17 protein-coding genes are annotated in these 21,491 nt (G+C 47.7%); 10 read left to right on the forward strand and 7 right to left on the reverse strand.

Going from position 1 to position 21,491, the window contains the following annotated elements; translation table 11 throughout:
- Positions 1-36: 36 nt before the first annotated feature.
- The 6 genes from coaE to nadC all read right to left on the reverse strand — a co-directional run bounded on the left by coaE (position 37) and on the right by nadC (position 5,378).
- Positions 37-645, reverse strand: a complete 609-nt coding sequence (gene coaE, locus UM402_RS02355; RefSeq protein WP_058576813.1) for a dephospho-CoA kinase — start codon at positions 643-645, stop codon at positions 37-39.
- 2 nt (positions 646-647) lie between these two features.
- Positions 648-1,508: a prepilin peptidase gene (locus tag UM402_RS02360; RefSeq protein ID WP_058576814.1), complete on the reverse strand. Its 861-nt coding sequence runs from the start codon at positions 1,506-1,508 to the stop codon at positions 648-650.
- A 19-nt stretch (positions 1,509-1,527) separates the two neighbouring features.
- A complete protein-coding gene (locus UM402_RS02365) occupies positions 1,528-2,700 on the reverse strand; it encodes a type II secretion system F family protein (RefSeq protein WP_058576815.1) in 1,173 nt (390 codons plus the stop codon).
- On the reverse strand, positions 2,693-3,976 hold the full coding sequence (locus tag UM402_RS02370) for a GspE/PulE family protein (RefSeq protein WP_322295435.1): 1,284 nt from the start codon (positions 3,974-3,976) through the stop codon (positions 2,693-2,695). The genes UM402_RS02365 and UM402_RS02370 overlap by 8 nt, the downstream gene beginning before the upstream one ends.
- A complete protein-coding gene (locus UM402_RS02375; protein WP_058576816.1) occupies positions 3,976-4,434 on the reverse strand; it encodes a pilin in 459 nt (152 codons plus the stop codon). The genes UM402_RS02370 and UM402_RS02375 overlap by 1 nt, the downstream gene beginning before the upstream one ends.
- A gap of 86 nt (positions 4,435-4,520) precedes the next feature.
- Positions 4,521-5,378, reverse strand: coding sequence for a carboxylating nicotinate-nucleotide diphosphorylase (nadC, locus tag UM402_RS02380; protein ID WP_058576817.1), 858 nt, complete (start codon positions 5,376-5,378; stop codon positions 4,521-4,523).
- A 66-nt stretch (positions 5,379-5,444) separates the two neighbouring features.
- On the opposite strand from nadC, the gene ampD reads away from it, so the two are divergent.
- The 10 genes from ampD (at position 5,445) to UM402_RS02430 (ending at position 20,744) form a co-directional block, all read left to right on the forward strand.
- Entirely contained in the window at positions 5,445-5,993 is a 549-nt protein-coding gene (gene ampD, locus UM402_RS02385) for a 1,6-anhydro-N-acetylmuramyl-L-alanine amidase AmpD (protein WP_058576818.1), read from the forward strand.
- 10 nt (positions 5,994-6,003) lie between these two features.
- Positions 6,004-6,840, forward strand: a complete 837-nt coding sequence (gene ampE / locus UM402_RS02390) for a beta-lactamase regulator AmpE (protein WP_058576819.1) — start codon at positions 6,004-6,006, stop codon at positions 6,838-6,840.
- A gap of 88 nt (positions 6,841-6,928) precedes the next feature.
- A complete protein-coding gene (gene pdhR / locus UM402_RS02395) occupies positions 6,929-7,675 on the forward strand; it encodes a pyruvate dehydrogenase complex transcriptional repressor PdhR (protein ID WP_053954575.1) in 747 nt (248 codons plus the stop codon).
- 25 nt (positions 7,676-7,700) lie between these two features.
- Positions 7,701-10,373, forward strand: coding sequence for a pyruvate dehydrogenase (acetyl-transferring), homodimeric type (gene aceE, locus UM402_RS02400; RefSeq protein WP_058576820.1), 2,673 nt, complete (start codon positions 7,701-7,703; stop codon positions 10,371-10,373).
- A gap of 12 nt (positions 10,374-10,385) precedes the next feature.
- Positions 10,386-12,134 carry a dihydrolipoyllysine-residue acetyltransferase gene (gene aceF / locus UM402_RS02405; RefSeq protein WP_058576821.1) on the forward strand — a complete coding sequence of 583 codons (1,749 nt, stop codon included), beginning with the start codon at positions 10,386-10,388 and terminating at the stop codon, positions 12,132-12,134.
- A gap of 111 nt (positions 12,135-12,245) precedes the next feature.
- Positions 12,246-13,673 carry a dihydrolipoyl dehydrogenase gene (gene lpdA / locus UM402_RS02410; protein ID WP_058576822.1) on the forward strand — a complete coding sequence of 476 codons (1,428 nt, stop codon included), beginning with the start codon at positions 12,246-12,248 and terminating at the stop codon, positions 13,671-13,673.
- Between the two features lie 133 nt (positions 13,674-13,806).
- Positions 13,807-15,876, forward strand: coding sequence for a M13 family metallopeptidase (locus UM402_RS02415; protein WP_058576823.1), 2,070 nt, complete (start codon positions 13,807-13,809; stop codon positions 15,874-15,876).
- Positions 15,877-15,952: 76 nt separating this feature from the next.
- Positions 15,953-16,267, forward strand: coding sequence for a hypothetical protein (locus UM402_RS02420; RefSeq protein ID WP_322295436.1), 315 nt, complete (start codon positions 15,953-15,955; stop codon positions 16,265-16,267).
- A 59-nt stretch (positions 16,268-16,326) separates the two neighbouring features.
- The gene (locus UM402_RS02425) at positions 16,327-17,646 is read left to right on the forward strand and encodes an efflux RND transporter periplasmic adaptor subunit (RefSeq protein WP_322295437.1); all 1,320 of its coding nucleotides are present in this window, start codon (positions 16,327-16,329) and stop codon (positions 17,644-17,646) included.
- On the forward strand, positions 17,646-20,744 hold the full coding sequence (locus UM402_RS02430; RefSeq protein ID WP_058576825.1) for an efflux RND transporter permease subunit: 3,099 nt from the start codon (positions 17,646-17,648) through the stop codon (positions 20,742-20,744). The genes UM402_RS02425 and UM402_RS02430 overlap by 1 nt, the downstream gene beginning before the upstream one ends.
- A gap of 169 nt (positions 20,745-20,913) precedes the next feature.
- On the opposite strand, the gene UM402_RS02435 is transcribed toward UM402_RS02430, so the two are convergent.
- Positions 20,914-21,480: a hypothetical protein gene (locus UM402_RS02435; protein WP_058576826.1), complete on the reverse strand. Its 567-nt coding sequence runs from the start codon at positions 21,478-21,480 to the stop codon at positions 20,914-20,916.
- Between the last annotated feature and the right edge of the window lie 11 nt (positions 21,481-21,491).

The following is a 21,491-nucleotide window of genomic DNA, read 5'->3' on the forward strand; positions in this document are numbered from 1 at the left end:
TCAGTAGTTAAAGGGTAATGCGCCTATAATAGCGCATTAAGATGGGTGTGCAATGGCTGCTTCCAGATACCTTTTGTGTAATTCCTGAACCTGAGTGTGAAGTGCGTCTAAAGTGGTGTCATTAACAATAATATCATCCGCTTTTCGGCGTCGCTCTTCACGAGTCATTTGAGCATTTAAAATGGCTGCAACCTGTTCTTCAGACGTGTTGTCACGAGTAACCGTGCGTTCAACTTGTAATGATTCTGGTACGTCTATAACCAATACTTGGTCACAGTATTTATCCAATCCATTTTCCAGCAGTAATGGAGCGGATAAAATCACATACCTGGAAGACGCATTATTTAACTGAGCGAGTATTTGTCGACGAATTTCAGGATGCAATAACTGGTTCAGCCATTCCTTTTCGTCGTTATTACTAAAGACTTTTTCACGCAGCGCTTTACGGTCTAAGTGGCCGTCACTTTGAATCACTTCTGGGCCAAAGTGGTGTTGAATTTCTTTTAGGCACACAGAGCCTGGCTCCACAACTTCGCGAGCAACAACATCTGCATCTATCACGTCAATGCCTAGACGTTGAAACTCGTCTGTGGCGGCGGTTTTACCGCTGCCGATACCACCGGTTACACCAACAACATAAGTCATGCTTACGCCCCTCCTAGCCAGGACCAATAAGCGTATAGCAACTCGTGCCCCCAAAAGTAGCTTATGATCCCTCCTCCAATTAGAAAGGGGCCAAATGGAATCGGCTGAGCCCGGCCGCTGAGTTTAATGTAAACAACACCAACAACAGCGCCACACAGTGACGCGGCCAATACGGTCACTGGCAATACTGTTGCACCGGTAAACGCAGTTAGTGCCGCCAGCAATTTAAAGTCGCCATAGCCCATCCCTTCTTTTTTGGTCAGAAGTTTAAACACCCAATAGACTGACCATAAGCTGAGGTAGCCCACGACCGCACCGATGAGCGCCTGCTCTGTGGTTATGGAACTGTACTCGGACAACGACCAGAGTAAACCGAGCCAGAGTAGGGAGTAATTGAGCACGTCGGGCAATAGTTTGTGATGTAAATCGATGACAAAAAGGCAAATTAATAAGCTTGTGACTACGGCGTAAAACAGTGCTGGCACAGTGATGCCATATTGCCAGCCAATTAGCCCGAAACTGATGGCTGCGATAATTTCTACCGCCCAGTAGCTGATTGAAATCGGTGCTTTGCAATGGCGGCAGCGAGCTCTTAAAAACAGGAAGCTCAACAGTGGGATATTGTCATACCAGGCAATAGCGGACTGACATTTCGGGCAATGAGACGCCGGGAAAGCGAGATTAAAGGGTTCGACTTGATTTGCAGGTGTGCCGTTTGCCTCGGCACATTCCAGTTGCCACTGTCGCTGCAATTGAATAGGCAGGCGATGAATAACAACATTCAAAAAACTGCCAATAACAGCCCCCAGTATGACTGATAAGATCAGCATTGCGATTGTGTGAGCTGCGAATAATTCGGTCATTCGATAGCGTCCTGCTTAATTAAAATTGCTCGCCCAATGAGAATAAAGGCAAGTACATAGCCACTAAAAGAGTGCCTATAATGCCGCCTAAAATAAGCATCAGCAAGGGCTGTGAGTAACTTGAAATGTGCTCAGAATAAAGAGTGAGCTGCTTTTGTTGGTACAACGCCAACTGCTTAAATGCTTGTGCCATACGGCCGGACTTCTCTGCTGACTGAATAAAACTCATGGTTTTCGGCGTATTCAATGCCGACGATCTGAACGCCTTAGACCAGCCTAAGCCTTTTTCTAAATGGTAACTAATAAGGTGAAGTCGGCTTTTATAGACCGGACAGCTCAGGTTATTTGTCGTAAGCTTTAGGGCATGAACGGCATCAATGCCTGCTTCAAGCGAGAGCCCAAGCTGATAATAAATTTGTTGTTCGCGCGAACCAATGACTAATTGCCTATAAACCGGTAGCTTTAGCGTGCAGTGTCGCCAAAACGCAGGAAATCGGTGTCTAATCAGCCGGCAGGAAAGGTAGATTAGGCAAAAAGCGCCACCGATAAACACAGCGTGTTGGCTTACGAATTCTGAAATTGCGATAACCTTTTGAGTCAACAGCGGTAAGTTGGCATTCCCAAAAAGCTTCTGAAACTGGGGAAGTACCCAAGTCATCATGAGTAAAGCAACGACACAGGCAAATGCCGCAATAATAAGCGGGTAGCGAAGTGCTTTGGTGAGTTGTTCCTTTAGTGCTATTTGCTGCTGCTTTAACGTCAAAATATTGTGCAAGCCACTGACCAAATGACCGCTCGACTCCGCCCATTCAATGGTTTGTATGTCAGCAGCGGGCAGCCAATCTGAGTATTGCTTAAGCGCACTCGAAAGTGGGCGTCCCAACTTTATTGTCGCAAGGCAGTCATTCACTAGCCAAGTCATTGCCTTTGAAGAGTGTTGATTAACACTATGCTTTAATGCGTCAGGTAAAGGCAGACCGCACTCCAGCAGTTCAAGCCACTGCTCTATAGTTTGCAGCCATTCTTTATCAGCGGGCTTAGGTGTTTTTATAAGGTGTTCGCGCTGCACTGAAATACGACTAAACCCTCTTTCCGACAAAAGTCGAATGGCGTGCAATTGACCGGTGGCATGTATTAACCCAGTCTGTCCGGCACTTTTCCAGCGCCAACGAGTTACTTTTTGCTCAGTCATTAATGCTGACCTTGTGTCTTTCGTAATAGGCTCTTGTCTGCTCAAAAGTTGGCAGTTTTAGGTGCTCTAAATAGTTGGCTTTATCGGTACCGGATGCTCTGGAGTTAAGCAGCGGGCTGGCCTCCTGTCCCCAGGGCAGCACCTCAAAAATCGCCTGTCTATGAGGCTGGAAGTTATTGTCAAACGCCGGAAGTAAGCGCTGACTAACAATTAGAGTGAGCGCGCTAGCAATATCTAGCGGATTAACGCCGAGCGACTTTAAACGAGCGAGTGTTTCCAACGACCCATTGGTGTGCATAGTAGTTAAAACAAGGTGACCCGTTTGAGCGGCTTGCAGGGCTATTTTAGCGGTCTCTGCATCGCGAATTTCTCCAATCATAATGACATCGGGGTCTTGTCTTAGCAGGGCTCGCAACAGCGAGGCAAACGACAGTCCTTTGCGCTCATTTACCATGAGTTGTGTGCACCCGGCTAAAGGAGCTTCAATGGGGTCTTCCACCGTGCAGACGTTGAGCTTTTGAACATTAATGGACTGAAGTACGCTGTATAACGTCGATGTCTTTCCGCTCCCGGTTGGCCCTGTGACAATAATAAGCCCCTGAGTCCTTGATAATGCCTGCTCGAAGCATTGATACTGGCACTCTAACAGTCCTGTATCTGCCAACGGTAAAATGTGTTCTGAAGATTTTAGGCAGCGCAGTACCAATTTTTCACCACCGAGGGCTGAACAGCAATTCAACCGAAATTCAAAGTTCTGATGGGTCGCTTTGTGTGCGACCGTTAAGCGGCCATCTTGCGGTATTGGTTGTTCGGTCAGATCGAGATCAGCCAGTACTTTTATTCGAGCAATAACTTGCTTGGCAAAAGACACCTGAAGAGCGTCTTTGGTGTCTAAATCGCCTCCTGAACGCGTCCTCACTCGATAGCTGCTCTGGTAAGGCTCTATATGAATATCTGAGCCTCCGTTAAGTGCGCATTCACACAAGAGCTGCTCGACGTAATCGACAGCGGAGTTTTGTAAAGGCTTATAGCCTGAAAGCGGGTGAGAGTTTCTAACAACAAGCACCTTTTTGTCACTGAACAGGCTTAACAGAACGGGCTCAACCGGTTTGCACTGAGGATCCTGCGACAGTAATACCCACTGCTCATCTTCAGCAAGCCGTGTTAGCCCGTGTTGTTTTAAAAAGCCCTCATTCTGGTTCGTCTCTGTTAGCTCGCTGTTTGCTAACAAAGCTATATCAATTTCAGCGGTAAGGCAGGTTGCAATGTAACTCATTATTCACCGATACCTTGCTGGCAGCCGCTAACAACACTTCGGCTTTGCTGATAGTCAGAGCAGCCAATGCTCCATTCCAAATGGGTGTTCGACGGAACTGGGGTCAATTCAACGGACAATGGCTGTTCATCTATGGTTACTGAGGCTAATTGAAGGCTAATACGAGCGTCCTCACCAATGCTGAGGCTAGCTACGTCATCCGGTAACGGCGACGGCACATTGGGCAGGCCGTTTTGTCCTGGTTGGGCACAGCCTGAAAGTTGCCCTTCGGTTTGCCAGCATAGCGCAATGGATAGCTGGAACGGTTGAGCATGTGCTAACGCTTTAGTGACTTTCGCTTGCTGTGTGTAGTGGGTGTAGGAAGGGACAGCAATGGCCGACAATATCGCTATGATAGCGACCACTACCATCATTTCTATAAGACTAAAACCGTTGTACTGAGTATTTGCATCCTGCATAAGACAGCTCCTGATAAAAAGTCAGGAAACTGTCGTCTATTAAGCAGAATTTGTCGAGTGTATTTTTTTGTAAGTTATTGACGAATTTAGGAAATTCGCATTGAAAGATCAATAGCTTGAATGTTTTTGGTCAGTGCGCCAGAGGAAATAAAATCGACGCCGGTGGTAGCTAACTCAGCCAAACGTTCGTCAGTAATGTTACCGGATACTTCCAGCTTGGCTTTATGTTCAGCCTTATTATTGGTCGCAACTGCCGACTCAATATCGGCTAAACTGAAGTTGTCCAGCATAATAATGTCAGCTTCTGCTGTCAGTGCTTGCTCAAACTCGTCTAAGTTTTCAACTTCCACCTCAACGGTTTTTCCGGGGTTAAGCTGCTTGGCTTTTTTGACTGCCTGCTCGATACCGCCGCAGGCAAAAATATGGTTTTCTTTAATTAAATAAGCGTCGTACAAGCCAATACGATGGTTTGCCCCGCCACCACAGCGAACCGCAAACTTCTGTGCCAGACGCATGCCAGGAAGCGTTTTACGGGTATCCAGCAGTCTCGTATTGGTGCCTTCCAGAAGTCGGCTGTATTGGTGCGTTAACGTTGCGGTTGCTGACAAAGTCTGCAAAAAGTTCAAGGCAGTACGTTCGCCAGTGAGTAACACACGGCTTGGGCCTTCTAAGTCACACAGAGTCGTATTCGGCTCGACCAAGTCACCATCTTTAACATGCCAGCTCAGAGACACTTCTTGACCGAGTTGTCTAAACACCTCGTTGACCCATTCCACACCACATATAACCGCTTTGTCGCGAGTGATAATGGTCGCTTTAGAATGGCTGGTAGGGCTAATTAACTGGGCGGTAATGTCCAGGCTGGCATCTTTTTCCGACAAATCTTCAACCAGTGCGTTACGAACACCTTCCTGAATGGCGAGTTGCAATTCATGCTGACTCATATTGGCTTTACCTTTTTACAGACAATACGGATACTAGGGGTCAAACTTTACCGTTTTGTTGAGCCTGTGAAAAGCGAACAACTGAAAAACCACAAAATAACTCACGCTATACAGCATGCGTCGCCGCATTTTGACGAGCGGCCTGACGAATCTGACATCAGTCTGCTGGTGATTCATTGTATCAGCTTACCCGAGGGTGAGTATGGTACGCCTTATATCAAAGACCTGTTTATGGGTGAGTTACAGAGTAATGCTCACCCAGACTTTGCGCCTTTAGAAGGGCTGCGGGTGTCAGCGCATTGTGTCATTCGCCGGGACGGCACGTTAGAGCAATATGTACCTTTCGATAAGCGCGCCTGGCATGCCGGACAATCACGTTACTGTGGTCGCAAACGCTGCAATGACTTCAGTATTGGCATTGAACTAGAAGGCACCGACCAGAGTGCCTATACTGATAAGCAATATCAGTGTTTGGTGGAGGTGACGGAGCTTTTATTGACGCACTATCCAAAACTGAACCGGCGACGCATTATTGGACATGAACACATAGCGCCCGGCAGAAAGACAGACCCGGGCAGCGGCTTTGACTGGCCAAAATATTTGAATCAATTATAAGGAGCATTTGATGGTTCTCATCGCGTTGCTAATTGCATTGAGTATTGAACGGCTTTACCACAGCCCTGACGCTTTGCATTGGCAGTTTTACCTGAGTCGTTGGCAGCATTGGAGTGCTTCAAAGCTGAGCGATGAAAAATGGCAAAGTGCTCCGGCAACCTTTTTGAGAACCATAGCACCGGCACTTTTTGTAGGGCTGTTAATACAGTTGCTCGATAATTTGTTGGTCACCTTTTTAGTGAGCATTGCCGCTTTATTGTTAGCGATAAACTGTGAGCCTGCCCGAGTTTCCTATAAAACCTATTTAAAAGCCGCAAATCGAGGTGACGATGAAATGTGTCAGCAACACCAGCGTGCGTTATCGCAATATGCGGGACTGGGTGAAAAGACATCCGTTAATCAGTCTCTGATTTGGATCAATTACCGGCATTATTTAGCGGTGATGTTTTACTTTGTGTTATTTGGAAGTTTTGGCGCGCTGCTTTACGCGACGTTTCGAATAGCCGCTGACACTGAAAATAACTCAGAATCACAAGATAATTCAAAGTCTTACTGGTCAAGGTTGCTATGGTTCGCTGATTGGGTACCGGCTCGTTTGACTGCTTTTGGGTTATTAATTGTTGGACACTTTTCACGGGCGCTACCTGTGTGGATTCGTCTAACAACGACACCACACTGCGAGCCGAAAACCCTACTGTTTGAGGTGGCGGAAAATGCTGAAGACACGCCACAGCACCCGGATGATAAGACCGAGCACGCTACTTGCCAACTAAAACTGATGCGTCGACAGCAAATATTCTGGGTGGCCGTTATCGCAGTTCTGACATTATCGGGTGCCGTTCTGTAGTGGTTGTACCAGCCCAGAAAAATTTGGGCTGGTGCTATAAATGATTTAGAATGATCGCATCTTTTGGTCTGACCAATTTACCGATACTATGTCTGAGTTGCCCATAAAACAAACGAAGCTGTCGGATACTATCGTTGCTCATTTTGAGCAAATGATCGTGGACGGGCGCTTGCGTGCGGGGCAAAAACTACCGTCGGAACGGCAGCTGGCGCAGCAGTTTAATGTGTCGCGCCCGTCGTTGCGCGAGGCCATTCAAAAACTGGAAGCGAAAGGCGTTGTTGAGCGTCGGCAAGGCGGTGGCACTTATGTGGTGAATACGGTTAATGAGCAACTGACCCAGCCTTTATTTGAGTTATTGGCAAAACACCCTGAGTCGCAGTTTGATTTGCTGGAATTTCGACATGCACTGGAAGGCATTTCGTCGTTTTATGCGGCATTGAGAGGTACCAAAGCCGATCTAGAACGCATAGAAGAGAGTATAAAAGGAATAGTGCAAAGCCAAAGCGCTGAAATAAATGAACAAGTAGACGCTTTGGTCGAATTTTACCACCGCATAGCAGAAGCCTCTCATAACGTCATTCTTGTGCACGTTGTGCAGGGCATGCAAGAGCTATTGGCTGAGAATATTCGACAGAACCTGGAAATAATCGGTAGCCGCAAAGAGCTGCTGGAAAAACTGAATCAACACCGTCAGCAACTGGTTAGCGCCATTGTTGATGGTCAACCGGAGCAAGCGCGGGATGCGTGTCACCAACATTTGACCTATATTGAACAGATATTGTTAGAGTTGGGCAAAGAACAATCTCGTATTCAGCGTTCGCTGCGACGTTCCTGAATTGATAAGAAGGTAAGGAATTGCTATGAGTGATCAATTAACACAAGATGTCGACACACAGGAAACTCAGGAGTGGTTAGACGCTCTTGAAGGTGTGCTGGATGCCGAAGGTCCGGAGCGCGCCCACTTCCTGTTAGAGCAGTTAGTCGATAAGGCTCGCCGAAACGGGGCCTACCTGCCTTATAAGCCGACGACGGCTTACTTAAATACGATTCCTGCAAGTCAGGAACCGACCATGCCGGGTAACCAAACCATGGAAGCCCGCATTCGTTCAGCTATTCGCTGGAATGCGGTCATGATGGTATTGCGTGCATCACAAAAAGGTGAAGAGCTTGGCGGGCACATTGCCAGCTTTGCGTCTTCAGCAATGCTGTATGACGTCGGTTTTAACCACTTTTTCCGTGCACCAAACGACAAAGATGGTGGTGACTTCTTATTTATTCAGGGACATGCGTCACCGGGTATATACGGACGTGCTTTCTTAGAGGGCCGTTTGACGGAAGAGCAGCTAAATAACTTCCGTCAGGAAGTTGAAGGTAAAGGTTTACCTTCGTATCCACACCCGAATTTAATGCCTGACTTCTGGCAATTCCCGACAGTATCAATGGGCTTAGGGCCAATTCAGGCAATTTACTTAGCCCGTTTCCTGAAATACCTGACAGACCGTGGCATTAAAGATTGCTCAAATCAGCGTGTTTACTGCTTTATGGGTGACGGTGAGACCGATGAGCCAGAAAGCTTGGGTGCTATTGGCCTGGCCGCGCGTGAAGAGTTAGACAACCTAACCTTTGTCATTAACTGTAACCTGCAGCGCTTAGACGGCCCGGTCCGCGGTAATGGTAAAATCATTCAGGAACTGGAAGGCACGTTCCACGGCGCAGGCTGGGAAGTGATTAAAGTTATCTGGGGTCGTTATTGGGATCCTCTGCTGTATCGCGACACCGAAGGTAAGTTGCAGCAGCTTATGGAAGAAACCGTCGACGGCGACTACCAGAACTTTAAAGCCAAAGGTGGCGCGTACACTCGTGAGAACTTCTTTGGTAAGCACCCTGAAACCGAAGAAATGGTTGCTAACCTGTCAGACGAAGACATCTGGCGTCTGAACCGTGGTGGTCACGACCCGGTAAAAGTGTACTCGGCCTACCATAAAGCCGCGAACACCAAAGGTCGTCCGCAGGTTATTTTGGCGAAAACCGTTAAAGGTTATGGCATGGGCGCCGCTGGTGAAGGGAAAAACATTGCTCACCAGGTTAAGAAAATGGACATGGATGCCATTAAGCATCTGCGCGACCGCTTCAACATTCCGTTTAAAGACGAAGAATTAGAAGACTTACCGTACTACAAGTTTGAAGACGACAGCGACGAAATGAAGTACATGAACGAACGTCGTGAAAGTCTAAATGGCTACATGCCAGTGCGTCGTCCTGAATCGGACGTTGAACTTGAGCTGCCATCGCTGAAAGCATTTGATGCGGTATTGAAAGGCTCTGGCGACCGTGAAATTTCGTCAACGATGGCTTTTGTTCGTGTTCTTACAGCGTTGCTGAAAGACAAGAAAATTGGTAAACGCATTGTTCCTATTATCCCGGATGAGGCTCGTACCTTCGGTATGGAAGGCTTGTTCCGTCAGGTTGGTATTTATGCCCACCATGGTCAGAAGTACACGCCGCAGGATAAAGACCAGGTTGCCTATTATCGCGAAGATAAAAAAGGCCAGGTTATTCAGGAAGGCATTAACGAATTGGGCGCAATGGCGTCATGGGTGGCAGCGGGTACCAGCTACTCGTTAAACAACGAGCCGATGATTCCGTTCTACATTTATTACTCGATGTTCGGCTTCCAGCGTGTCGGCGACTTAGTCTGGGCAGCAGGCGATAGCCAAACTCGCGGATTTCTGGTCGGTGGTACGGCCGGGCGCACAACGCTGAATGGCGAGGGCCTACAGCACCAAGACGGACACAGCTTAGTGCACTTTGGTACAGTGCCAAACTGCATCAGCTACGACCCAACCTACGGTTACGAAATTGCTGTCATTGTTCAGGACGGTCTGAAACGCATGTTTGGCGATCAGGAAAACGTGTTCTACTACATTACTGTCATGAACGAGAACTATCATCAGCCAGAAATGCCCGAAGGTGTAGAAGAGGGAATTCTGAAAGGTATTTACGAGCTTGATAACGTAAAAGCTAAGAAGAAAGCCAAAGGCGATGTGCAGCTCTTGGGTAGTGGTACTATTTTACAGCAGGTGCGCAAAGCGGCTGATATTCTTGCTGAGGACTACGACATTAACTCAACGGTATACAGCGTAACCTCGTTTAACGAGTTGGCGCGTGATGGTTTAGACACCGACCGTTGGAACATGCTGCATCCTGAGAAAAAAGAGAAAGAAGCTTACATTACGCAAGTGATGAAAAAGGCCAAAGGTCCTGCGGTCGCAGCAACCGACTATGTGAAGTTGTATGCTGATCAGGTCCGTGCATGGGTACCAACGTCGTACCGCGTGCTGGGCACCGACGGCTATGGTCGTTCTGACAGCCGTGCGAACTTGCGTAAGCACTTTGAAATTGACCCGCAATACATTGTTGTTGCAGCGTTAAAAGAGCTGGCAGACCAAGGTGATATCGATAAGAAAGTGGTAGCGAAAGCTATCAAAGATTACGGTATCGACACTGACAAACTTAACCCACGTTTGGCGTAAGGAGGTACTGAGATGGCCGATCAAATCGAACTCAAAGTCCCCGACGTGGGCGGTGAAGAAGTAGAAGTCATTGAAATTCTCGTTAGTGAAGGCGATACCGTTGAACAAGAAGACGGTATCGTGACGGTTGAAAGTGACAAAGCGTCAATGGATATTCCGGCGTCTTCAGGCGGCAAAATTGTTGAGCTGAAAGTCAAAGAAGGCGACACCATCAGCGAAGGCGATGTGCTCGCTATTGTTGAAGCAGCTGGCGACTCCGACGCTTCTGATGAAGAAGAAAAAGAAGCTGAGCCGAAACAAAATGATGACAAGTCTGATGATAAAGACGAAGAAAAGTCTGAGTCGAAAGACGACGGTAAAGAAGAGAAAGAAGAGTCTTCTGAGCCGAAGAAAAAGTCGTCAGGCGGCAGCAAAGTCATTGATGTAGAAGTACCGGACATTGGTGACGAAGAAGATGTCGAAATTATTGAAGTGTTGGTGTCAAAAGGTGACTCGGTTGCTGAAGAAGACGGCCTTATCACCTTAGAAACCGACAAAGCGACAATGGATGTGCCGTGTCCGCAAGACGGCGAAATTGAAGAAATGCTGGTCAGTGTCGGTGACAAAGTGTCACAAGGTTCTGTTATTGCTAAGTTGAAAGTATCCGAGGGTGCTGACGACAGTGATGACTCGAGTGATGAGTCAGAAAAAGAAGCGGCGCCAAAAGAAGAAAGCAAATCCGATGACGCCGATAAACAGAAGTCAAAAAGCGACAGTGGTAGCAGTGCGAAGCCAAGTGGTGAACGCCAGCCGCCCGTGCCTGACCATCCAAGTCAGCGCAGCGATCGCAAAGAAGGGGTATTGCATGCGTCACCAGCAGTACGTCGTGTGGCTCGCGAATTTGGCGTTGACTTGTCACAAGTCAAAGGCTCAGGCCCGAAAAATCGTATCCTGAAAGAAGATGTACAGGACTTCGTTAAATACGAACTGTCACGTCCGAAAGCGGTTGCAGGCGCAACTGGCCAGGGCGGCGGTGGCTTGCAAGTCATCGATCCTCCTAAGGTCGATTTCAGCAAGTTCGGTGAAGTGGAAGAAGTTCAACTGTCGCGCATTCAGCGTAAGTCTGGACCTAACCTGCACCGCAACTGGGTGACCATTCCGCACGTGACACAATTTGACGAGGCGGATATAACCGAACTGGAAAAATTCCGTAAAGCCGAAAATGAAGTGGCGAAAAAGCAGGATTTAGGCTTCAAGATAACGCCGTTGGTGTTCATCATGAAAGCTTGTGCGAAAGCGCTGCGTGAATTCCCAACCTTTAACTCATCACTTTCTGAGTCTGGTGAGTCGTTGTACATGAAAAAATATGTGCACATTGGTATTGCGGTAGATACACCTAACGGCTTAGTGGTTCCAGTTATTCGTGACGTTGATAAAAAAGGCATCTACGAGCTGTCTGAAGAGCTGGTTGAAATTAGTTCGAAAGCTCGCGACGGTAAGCTGAAAGCATCGGATATGCAGGGTGGCTGCTTCTCGATTTCAAGTCTGGGCGGCATTGGCGGTACAGCCTTTACGCCAATTGTAAATGCGCCGGATGTGGCTATTCTTGGGGTCTCTCGAAACGAGATGAAGCCTAAATGGAATGGTCAGGAGTTTGAACCACGCTTAACCTTGCCATTGTCATTGTCTTACGACCACCGTGTTATTGACGGCGCCGAAGCAGCGCGCTTCACCGCCTACTTAAGCGGCGTGTTGGGAGATATACGCAAATTGGTGCTTTAAGCACCAATTTGGGCAGGAAATACGAATTAATTCGCGCTACAATAGCGCCACATTTAGCGTTGATTGACCTCGGCTGGTGGCTCAACCGGCCGTGACAAAGAAGGGGTTAACATGAGCGACAAAATTAAAACGCAAGTAGTAGTGTTGGGTGCAGGACCGGGCGGCTATTCAGCTGCTTTCCGTGCTGCTGACCTGGGTATGGATGTAGTTCTAGTTGAACGTTACAACACTTTGGGCGGTGTTTGCCTGAACGTTGGCTGTATTCCATCAAAAGCACTATTGCACTTAGCTAAGCACATTGAAGATGCAAAGCACTTGGCTGACGAAGGCATAGATTTCGGTAAGCCTAAAATCGACCTGGATAAAATCCGTAAACACAAAGAGAAAGTAGTGGGTCAATTAACGGGCGGTCTTGGACAAATGTCGAAGATGCGTAAAGTAAAAGTGGTTAATGGCTTAGGTAAGTTTACCGGTAGCAACACCTTGAAAGTTGAAGGTGATGACGGCGCTACTGAAATTGAATTCGATAACGCGATTATCGCAGCGGGTTCTCAAGCTATTAAACTGCCGTTTATTCCTCATGATGACGAGCGCATCTGGGACTCGACTGACGCCCTTGAACTGAAAGAAGTTCCTGAGAAAATGTTGCTGTTAGGCGGCGGTATCATTGCTCTGGAAATGGGGACGGTATACAGCGCTTTAGGTTCTAAAGTTGATGTCGTAGAAATGACTGATCAGCTTGTGCCACCAGCAGACAAAGACATTATTAAGAACTTCAACAAGCAAATGAAAGGCAAGTTCGAAAATGTCATGCTGAGCACTAAAGCAACGAACGTTGAAGCGAAGAAAGACGGCGTTTACGTGACTTTTGAAGGTGACAAAGCGCCGAAAGAGCCCGTTAAATATGACGCCGTCTTGGTTGCTGTTGGCCGTGCGCCAAATGGTAACAAGCTGGATGCGGACAAAGCGGGTGTTAACGTTGATGACCGCGGCTTTATTAAAGTCGACAGCCAAATGCGTACTAACGTTGATCACATCTTCGCTATTGGCGATATCGTTGGTCAACCAATGCTGGCGCATAAGGCGGTACATGAGTCTCACGTTGCGGCAGAAGTTATCTCTGGTAAGAAGCACTTCTTCGAACCAAAAGTTATCCCTTCTATCATGTACACAGATCCAGAAGTTGCATGGGCTGGTGTTACTGAGAAAGAAGCGAAAGAGCAAGGTATTGAATATGATGTTGTGACTTTCCCATGGTCTGCATCTGGCCGAGCTATTGCTTCAAACGCACAACAGGGCATGACTAAGCTTATCTTCGATAAGAACAACCGTATTATTGGTGGTGCTATGTGTGGTAGCAATGCAGGTGAGTTGTTGGGCGAAGTTTGCTTAGCGATTGAAATGGGCTGTGATGCAGAAGACATCGCGTTGACGGTTCACGCTCACCCAACCTTGCATGAGTCTGTTGGCTTAGCCGCAGAAATTCAGGAAGGGTCAATTACCGATATGCCGAACCCTAAGGCGAAAAAGAAGAAGTAACATTTTGTTACGATAAATCATCGGTAAAACGGCTGCATTCACCGCGAATGTGGCCGTTTTTTTTGCGCTGAATTTCACAATGCGCTAGTTTAATGGGGCTAAAATAATGAACACTATAAAAAGGTGACGACCAATGAAAAAATTGACCGCTGTAGCGCTAGGCGTATCTATGGCACTGACTCTGGGAGCCTGCTCACCGCAGCAAGAGCAAAATAACCAGCAGTCTCAACAAGCAGAAGAAACCCAACAGCAACTGACGTCGGGCGTTATTCTTGAAAACTTTGATCATAGCGCGAAACCACAAAATGACTTGTTCCGCTATGTAAACGGCAGCTGGATTGAGAAAACTGAAATCCCTTCAGATCGCTCTTCTATCGGTGCGTTTTACGATTTGCGTGAAATGAACCAGAAGCGTTTGCGTGACATTATTGAAGGTGCTGCAGCAGCGAACCCAGAGCCAGGTACTCCTGAGCGTAAAATTGGTGACTTCTTTAATGCTTATATGGACACCGAAACGCTGAACGAGCTTGGTGCTAAGCCAATTGCAAGCGACTTGGATGCAATTCAGGCACTGGATAGCCATGAAGCTGTTGCTGAGCATATGGCGCGCATGTTCCGTAGCGGTGTTTCTATTCCATTTGGTTTCTATGTGTACCCAGATGCGAAAGACCCGCAAACGAACGCAATGTACATGTACCAAGCAGGTCTTGGCTTGCCAGACCGTGACTACTACTTAAAAGACGAAGAGAAGTTTGAAGACATTCGTTCTGAATACGTCAGCTACATTACCGATATTCTGGGAATGGTTGGTTTAGAGAACACGGATGAAGCCGCGGAACGTATCCTGGATTTGGAAACTAAGCTTGCTGAAGTTCAGTGGAGCCGTGTTGAAAGCCGCAATGCCGATAAAACCTATAACAAGAAAACAGCAGACGAAGTGGCAGGAATGTTCGCCAACTTTGACTTCAAACGTTTTATAGAAACGTCTGAGTTGTCACATGTTGAAGAAATGGTCATCCGTCAGCCGTCATTCTTCGAAGACTTTGGCAATATGTTTGCTGACGTCGATTTACAAACCTGGCAGGACTACTTAAGTCTGCGTTTGGTTAACGAATATGCGTCGGCTCTTAGCGAAGAAATCAGCCAGCGTCGCTTTGATTTCTACGGCACGGTTTTACGGGGTACACCAGAGCAAGAGCCTCGCTGGAAACGTGCGGTTGATGCTACCAACAGTGTTCTTGGCGAAGTTTTAGGTCAGGTTTACGTTAAGGAATACTTCCCGCCAGAAGCGAAAGAGAAAATGGAAGGTCTTATTGAAAACCTGCGTGATGCGTACGGCGAGTCCATCAAGAACCTTGAGTGGATGACCGAAGAAACCAAAGAGAAAGCGTTAGAAAAACTCGCTAAGTTTGACCCGAAAGTGGGTTATCCAAACGAGTGGCGTGATTACAGTGAGTTAGACATCTCAGCGACTGACCTGGTCAGCAACTACAAAGCTTACGCTGAGTTCAACTACCAGGAAGAAATTGCCAAAATTGGTGGCCCAGTTGACGAAGAAGACTGGGGTATGACACCACAGACAGTCAATGCTTACTACAGCCCGGTACGTAACGAAATCGTATTCCCGGCGGGTATTTTACAGCCTCCATTCTTTGATATGGACGCTGAAATGGCCGTGAATTACGGTGGTATCGGTGCGGTTATTGGTCACGAAATGGGTCATGGTTTCGACGACCAGGGCTCTAAATACGACGGTGACGGCAACCTGCAAAGCTGGTGGACCGAAGCTGACCGAAAAGCGTTTGATGAGCGTGGTCAGAAATTGTCTGAGCAATTCAGTCAGTACGAACCTATTGAAGGTTTGAACGTGAATGGTGACCTGACGCTGGGTGAAAACATTGGTGACTTAGCGGGTCTGACAATTGCTTATGAAGCCTACAAAATGTCACTAGACGGTGAAAAAGCGCCAGTCTTGGACGGTTTCACCGGCAGCCAGCGCGTGTTCATTGGCTGGGCACAAGTATGGCGTGGTAAATACCGCGAAGACGCTATTCGTCAGCAAGTTATGAGTGACCCTCACTCGCCGGCTGAATATCGTGTAAACGGTACTGTTGTTAACGTACCTGCGTTTTACGAAGCCTTTGAAGTAAAAGAAGGTGATGAGCTGTATGTAGCACCGGAAAATAGAGTGACTATCTGGTAATATTCGCTTTATGAAAACGCTAACGGTAATTTTGACATTAATAACTGTGCTTTTGGTGGGGAACTATTCCTCACCAATGGCACATGCTATGCCAATGTCGGATGCCGTTAGCGCTTCTTCAGAGGACACTATGTTGCCGGAACATAGCATGCAGCAACATGACTGTTGTGATGACGCTGATATGGATATGGCCGAGCAGCAAAAAAACTGCGACGAGGAAAGCTCATTTTGCCAGCATTGTGAACAACACTGTGCTGGCCAAATTGGCTTAACGAATGTCTTTAATTTTATTGGCAGTACACATCCTACTCAAAACTACTCAATGAGCGAGTTGTCCTTGTGGCAACGCACCGAACGCTTAATCAGGCCGCCTAAACTGACAACGGTATAAGCTTTATGCCCGCTTCATAAGAAGCAGAATTTGTTGTCAGAATGATTAGGTGGTAACCCATGCGAGTTTTATTGTTAGCGCTTATTGCGCTGGTTTTTAGTACCTCTGCGTTTAGCTCACCGGCGCTTACGTTGCAAGATCACAGCGAACATCAGCACCAGAGTCAGCACGAAAATGATGAGAACCTGTTTGATGCTCAAACGGAATACGTGTGCCCAATGCATAGCCAAATTGTGAAAGATGAACCTGGCACTTGCCCGATATGCGGTATGGATCTGGTTGAGCGAGAGAAAAAGCAGGCTCCTCAACCGACAGAGGACGCTCATAGTGAACACGACATGAGCGAAACGTCCTCAGAAAAGAGTTTTCATGTGCCTAAAGCGCAGCAACAGGCGATACGAGTCACCACGGCCACAGCAACCCGTAAAGATCTACAACCCATGCTTAAGGCACAAGCGCAGGTGCGCTGGCAACAATCTGCGAAGTATCATGTGCACTCTCGTGCCGAGGGTTGGGTGGAAGAGCTTTATGCTGATGTTGAAGGTCAGTGGGTGGAAAAGGGTGAAAAGCTTTACCGAGTGTATGCACCTGACTTAGTTGTCGCTCAAGATGATTACCTCCAGCTTCTGAATTCAATTAACGAGGTAGGTAACGCCGAGAGCCAGCGACAATTTAAGCGTCGTGGTAAACAGCGTTTACTGCTACTTGGTATGAATGAGCAGCAAATTAGCGAGCTGGAAAAAACGAAACAAGCGTCCTACCAGGTGGATTATTATGCGCCGCAATCGGGTTACATTACCGAGCTCAATATTCAGCAGGGCATGTATGTGAATCCCGGGTTGGAATTAATGACCATTACTGACGACAAGCAGCTCTGGTTTATGCTGGATATACCGGCACGCTACGCTGATCAACTTAGCGTTGGTCAAATGGTTCATTTAAGTTCTGATCAGGTGAGTGGTCACTGGATGAATAACATTGACTACATTTACCCGCAAATAGACCCTCAGACTCAAACATTGACTGCGCGTGTGCCTATTGATAGCTCTATAGATAGCCTTCGAGAGGGACTATGGGCAACCGGTCATGTAGAGCTGTCACCAGTAAAAAATGCCCTGGTGATTCCGGTCAAAAGCTTAATTACCACCGCGCAAAATAGCCGCGTGTTAGTGCAGGTTGCTGACCAGGAGTTTGCTGTCAAAGAAGTTAAGACCGGCTTGCGCGTGGGTGATGAGGTTGTGGTTAAATCGGGTCTTTCTGACGGTGAGCAAGTGGTTACTAACGGCCAGTTCCTTTTAGACTCTGAGGCCTCACTACGAGGGCTACAGCCAAGCGGCGAAAAAGCACCTGCCATGTCTCATGAACATGGAGGTCACTAATGCTTACCCGAATCATACAGGCATCATTGCGTAACCCCTTGTTGGTTTTGTTGTTATTTGCATCACTCAGTTATCTGGCCTGGCAGTCGCTCCAGGAAACGAAACTGGATGCGATACCTGACTTGTCTGATGTACAGGTTATTGTAAAAACGAACTACCCGGGACAAGCGCCTGCGGTGGTCGAAGAGCAAGTGACCTATCCGCTGTCCAGCGTCATGTTGTCGGTGCCCAACACAAAGTCTGTACGTGGCTTTTCTTTTTTTGGCGATTCTTATGTATACGTCATTTTTGAAGAAGGAACTGACCCTTACTGGGCCAGAAGCCGGGTTATTGAATATTTAGACCAGGCGAAAAGTCAGCTGCCTGCGGACGTTCAGCCAAGCCTGGGCCCTGATGCCACTGGTGTTGGTTGGATTTACCAGTACGCATTGGTTGATAAAAGCGATGAACATAACCTCGGTGAACTCACGCGACTGCAAAACTGGTTCCTTCAGCAAGAACTGCAAAGTGTGGAAGGCGTCGCTGAAGTCGCACGAGTCGGCGGCATGGTGGAGACTTACCAGGTCGTTGTTGAACCCGGCAAACTGCATCAGTATGAATTAACACTGACTGACATTGAGCGTGCTATTCAACAAGCCAATGCCGAAGTCGGCGGCTCTGTCGTGGAAATGGCAGAAGCTGAGTATATGGTGCGGGGGCTTGGTTATATTCAGTCTATTGAGGACTTACGCAAACTGCCGCTAATGAAGCGCTCGGAAAACGACGGCGTACTGCTACTGGAAGATGTAGCGGACGTTCGTTTAGGGCCGCAGGTACGCCGGGGCGTTGCTGACTTAGATGGCGAAGGTGAAGTGGTTGGCGGTATTGTGGTGATGCGCTACGGCGCTAACGCATTGCAGACCATTGATAACGTCAAAGCTAAACTTGATGAATTAAAACAGGGGTTACCCGAAGGTGTTGATCTTGTCACGACCTACGATCGCTCACAGCTGATTCAGGCGTCGGTCGACAACCTTACCTCAAAGCTGATTGAAGAAATGGCATTGGTGGCTATCGTGTGTGTGCTGTTTTTATGGCACGCGCGCTCAGCGTTGGTTGCAGTTATTAGCTTGCCACTGTCGGTTCTTCTCGCTATTTGGATAATGAATGGGCTGGGTATTAGCGCCAATATTATGAGTTTGGGCGGTATTGCGATAGCTATTGGCGCTTTGGTCGATGCAGCTATTGTCATGATAGAAAATGCGCACAAGCATTTGTATTCGTACCAGGAGCAGCATAAACAGCCGGCAAAAGGTGCCCAGCGTTGGCGACTCATTACTGACGCCTGCAGCGAAGTTGGCCCCTCTTTGTTCTTTTCGTTGTTGGTTATCACCGTGAGCTTTATTCCGGTATTTGCGTTGCAAGGTCAACAAGGCAGATTGTTTGAACCTTTGGCTTACACAAAAACTCTAGCGATGGGGGCCGCATCTGTTCTCGCGGTAACACTTATCCCCGTTCTGATTGCGTTACTCGTCAGGGGCAAAATTCCGTCGGAAAACGCCAACCCGTTAACGCGAGGGCTTATTTGGCTTTATCGACCGTTTTTAAATTTTACGCTGCGCTGGCCAAAGTTGCTTATTATTCTGTGTGTTGCTGTCACCGCAACGGCATGGTACCCCTGGCAGAAGCTCGATTATGAACTCATGCCGCCGTTGTATGAAGGCGACTTAATGTATATGCCGACAAGCTTGCCGGGTATTAGCGTTAACGAAGCAGGAGAGCTGCTTCAACAAACCGACGAGTTGATAGCCCAGCATCCGCAAGTTGAACGTGTCTTTGGCAAAATCGGACGCGCTGATACCGCGACGGATCCGGCACCGTTAACCATGATTGAAACCAGTATTACCCTAACGCCGGAGTCGCAATGGCCTGAGGGGAGAACAGTGGATGACATCATTGCGGAACTGGATGACGCCGTTCAGATTCCGGGGCTGACAAACGCCTGGGTCATGCCCATTCGGACTCGCATCGAAATGCTGGCGACGGGGGTTAAAACACCATTGGCGATAAAGGTCAGCGGCGCCGAGTTTAGTGAAATACAAAGCTTAGCGACGCAAATCGAAAAGCGGCTTTCAACGCGAGAAGAAACGGCATCGGTTATTGCGGAGCGCGCCGCGGACGGACGCTATATTGAAGTGACTCCAAAACTGCGTGAGGCCGCTCGTTTCGGTTTAACACAAGCTGACATACAAAAGCATCTGACTCAGGCCATTGGCGGGGCAAATATAGCGACTTCAGTGCAGGGTAATGAGCGTTTTTCGATTAACTTGCGTTATCCGCGTGATGCTCGTGACCATATTGATAAATTGCGTGAGCTGCCTATCCGGGGCGATGGGCGCTGGTTAACGTTAGCGGATGTGGCAACGGTTGAGCTAAGTTCAGGACCTGCAGTGCTAAAAAGTGAAAATGCCCGTTTAAGCAGTTGGGTATTCATTGAGCCTGCAGCCGGCGTGACGGTCAGTGAGTATATCGCTGCAGTCAGCGATGAGCTTAGCCAACTGAAAATGCCAACCGGTTATAACTGGAGTTGGACTGGGCAGTACCAGGCCATGCAGCAAGTCGAAGCAGACCTGAAGGAGATTATTCCGCTGACATTAGCGCTGATTCTGATACTGCTGTATTTGACCTTCCGATCCATGAGCCAGGCCTTGCTGGTTATCGCCACTTTGCCTCTGGCGTTAACAGGCAGCTTGTGGCTGCTGTACTGGCTGGACTACAACCTGTCACTGGCGGTTATAGTGGGTATGATCGCCCTTGCTGGCGTTGCCGCTGAATTTGGCGTCGTGATGCTGCTTTACTTAAACAATGCCTGGAAAGGCGTTGGTGAAAAACGCGAGCAGCTGGAGTCAGCGATTATTGAAGGAGCCGTATTACGTGTGCGGCCGAAAGCGATGACGGTGGCTACCATTGTGATTGGCTTACTGCCGATTATGTTGGGTAGCGGAATTGGTAACGAGGTTATGCAGCGCATCGCCGCACCTATGGTCGGTGGCATGATTCTGGCTCCATTGGTGTCTATGCTGCTTATTCCTGCTGTATTTTACCTCGGCAGGAAGTAGCTTAGGGAGCGCCCGCCGCTGAGGGGGATGTTTCGCTTGACGAAGGCCATCCATGGCCTTCGACACTCTGTCATAAAGCCTTTCATCACTCGTAACGGTCATAAGTGCCCCGCAGCTGATGTTTGTGTCCTAATATCCTTTCTAATTTCAATAATATAGTATGCTCACTTTAAGTCTTTTCAAAGTAAAAATACCAGGGCTCTGCTTCATCTTCTGTTAAGCGAAAACGGTACAAGAGTGACTCTTGGCCTTTTCTTTTAGGTAACTCTTCTAGTCGGTTAAAGGTGTGCTCATTTTTAGGATTAAAGGCGAAACCTGAAATTACCGTGTCCGCTGGCATACCAAAGGCTGTTAAAGCTATGCTCAAACTACAATTTGAATTTGTAACGTAGTTTTCACCGTTGCCTCTCATTATCAAAAAATACTTGGCGTCTAAAGCGTTTAAAAGTCCTTTTACTTTGTCGATTCGTTCTTTTACAGAATTGCTAGAATAAAACTGTTCTTCATAGCCAGATGTCTTTCCGGTAACGCTAGATTCAATTTCATTTGCATGAATTCTTAATCGTTTGAAACCTGGATCCTGTAGGAAAGAACAGCCTTCTTGCCGCAGTTGTTTTAGTAAAGCTCTGTGTTCTTTAAAAAGCTCAATCGATTCCCGGTCAGAGGGAGGAGAATCACAGCCTGCAAGTAAAGTAGATAGAAATAATAACGTACTTAATATTGTGAATTTTTTCATAATAGATCCTT

Origin of the sequence: Idiomarina sp. OXR-189, assembly GCF_034373425.1 — a bacterium.
Classification (GTDB): domain Bacteria; phylum Pseudomonadota; class Gammaproteobacteria; order Enterobacterales; family Alteromonadaceae; genus Idiomarina; species Idiomarina zobellii.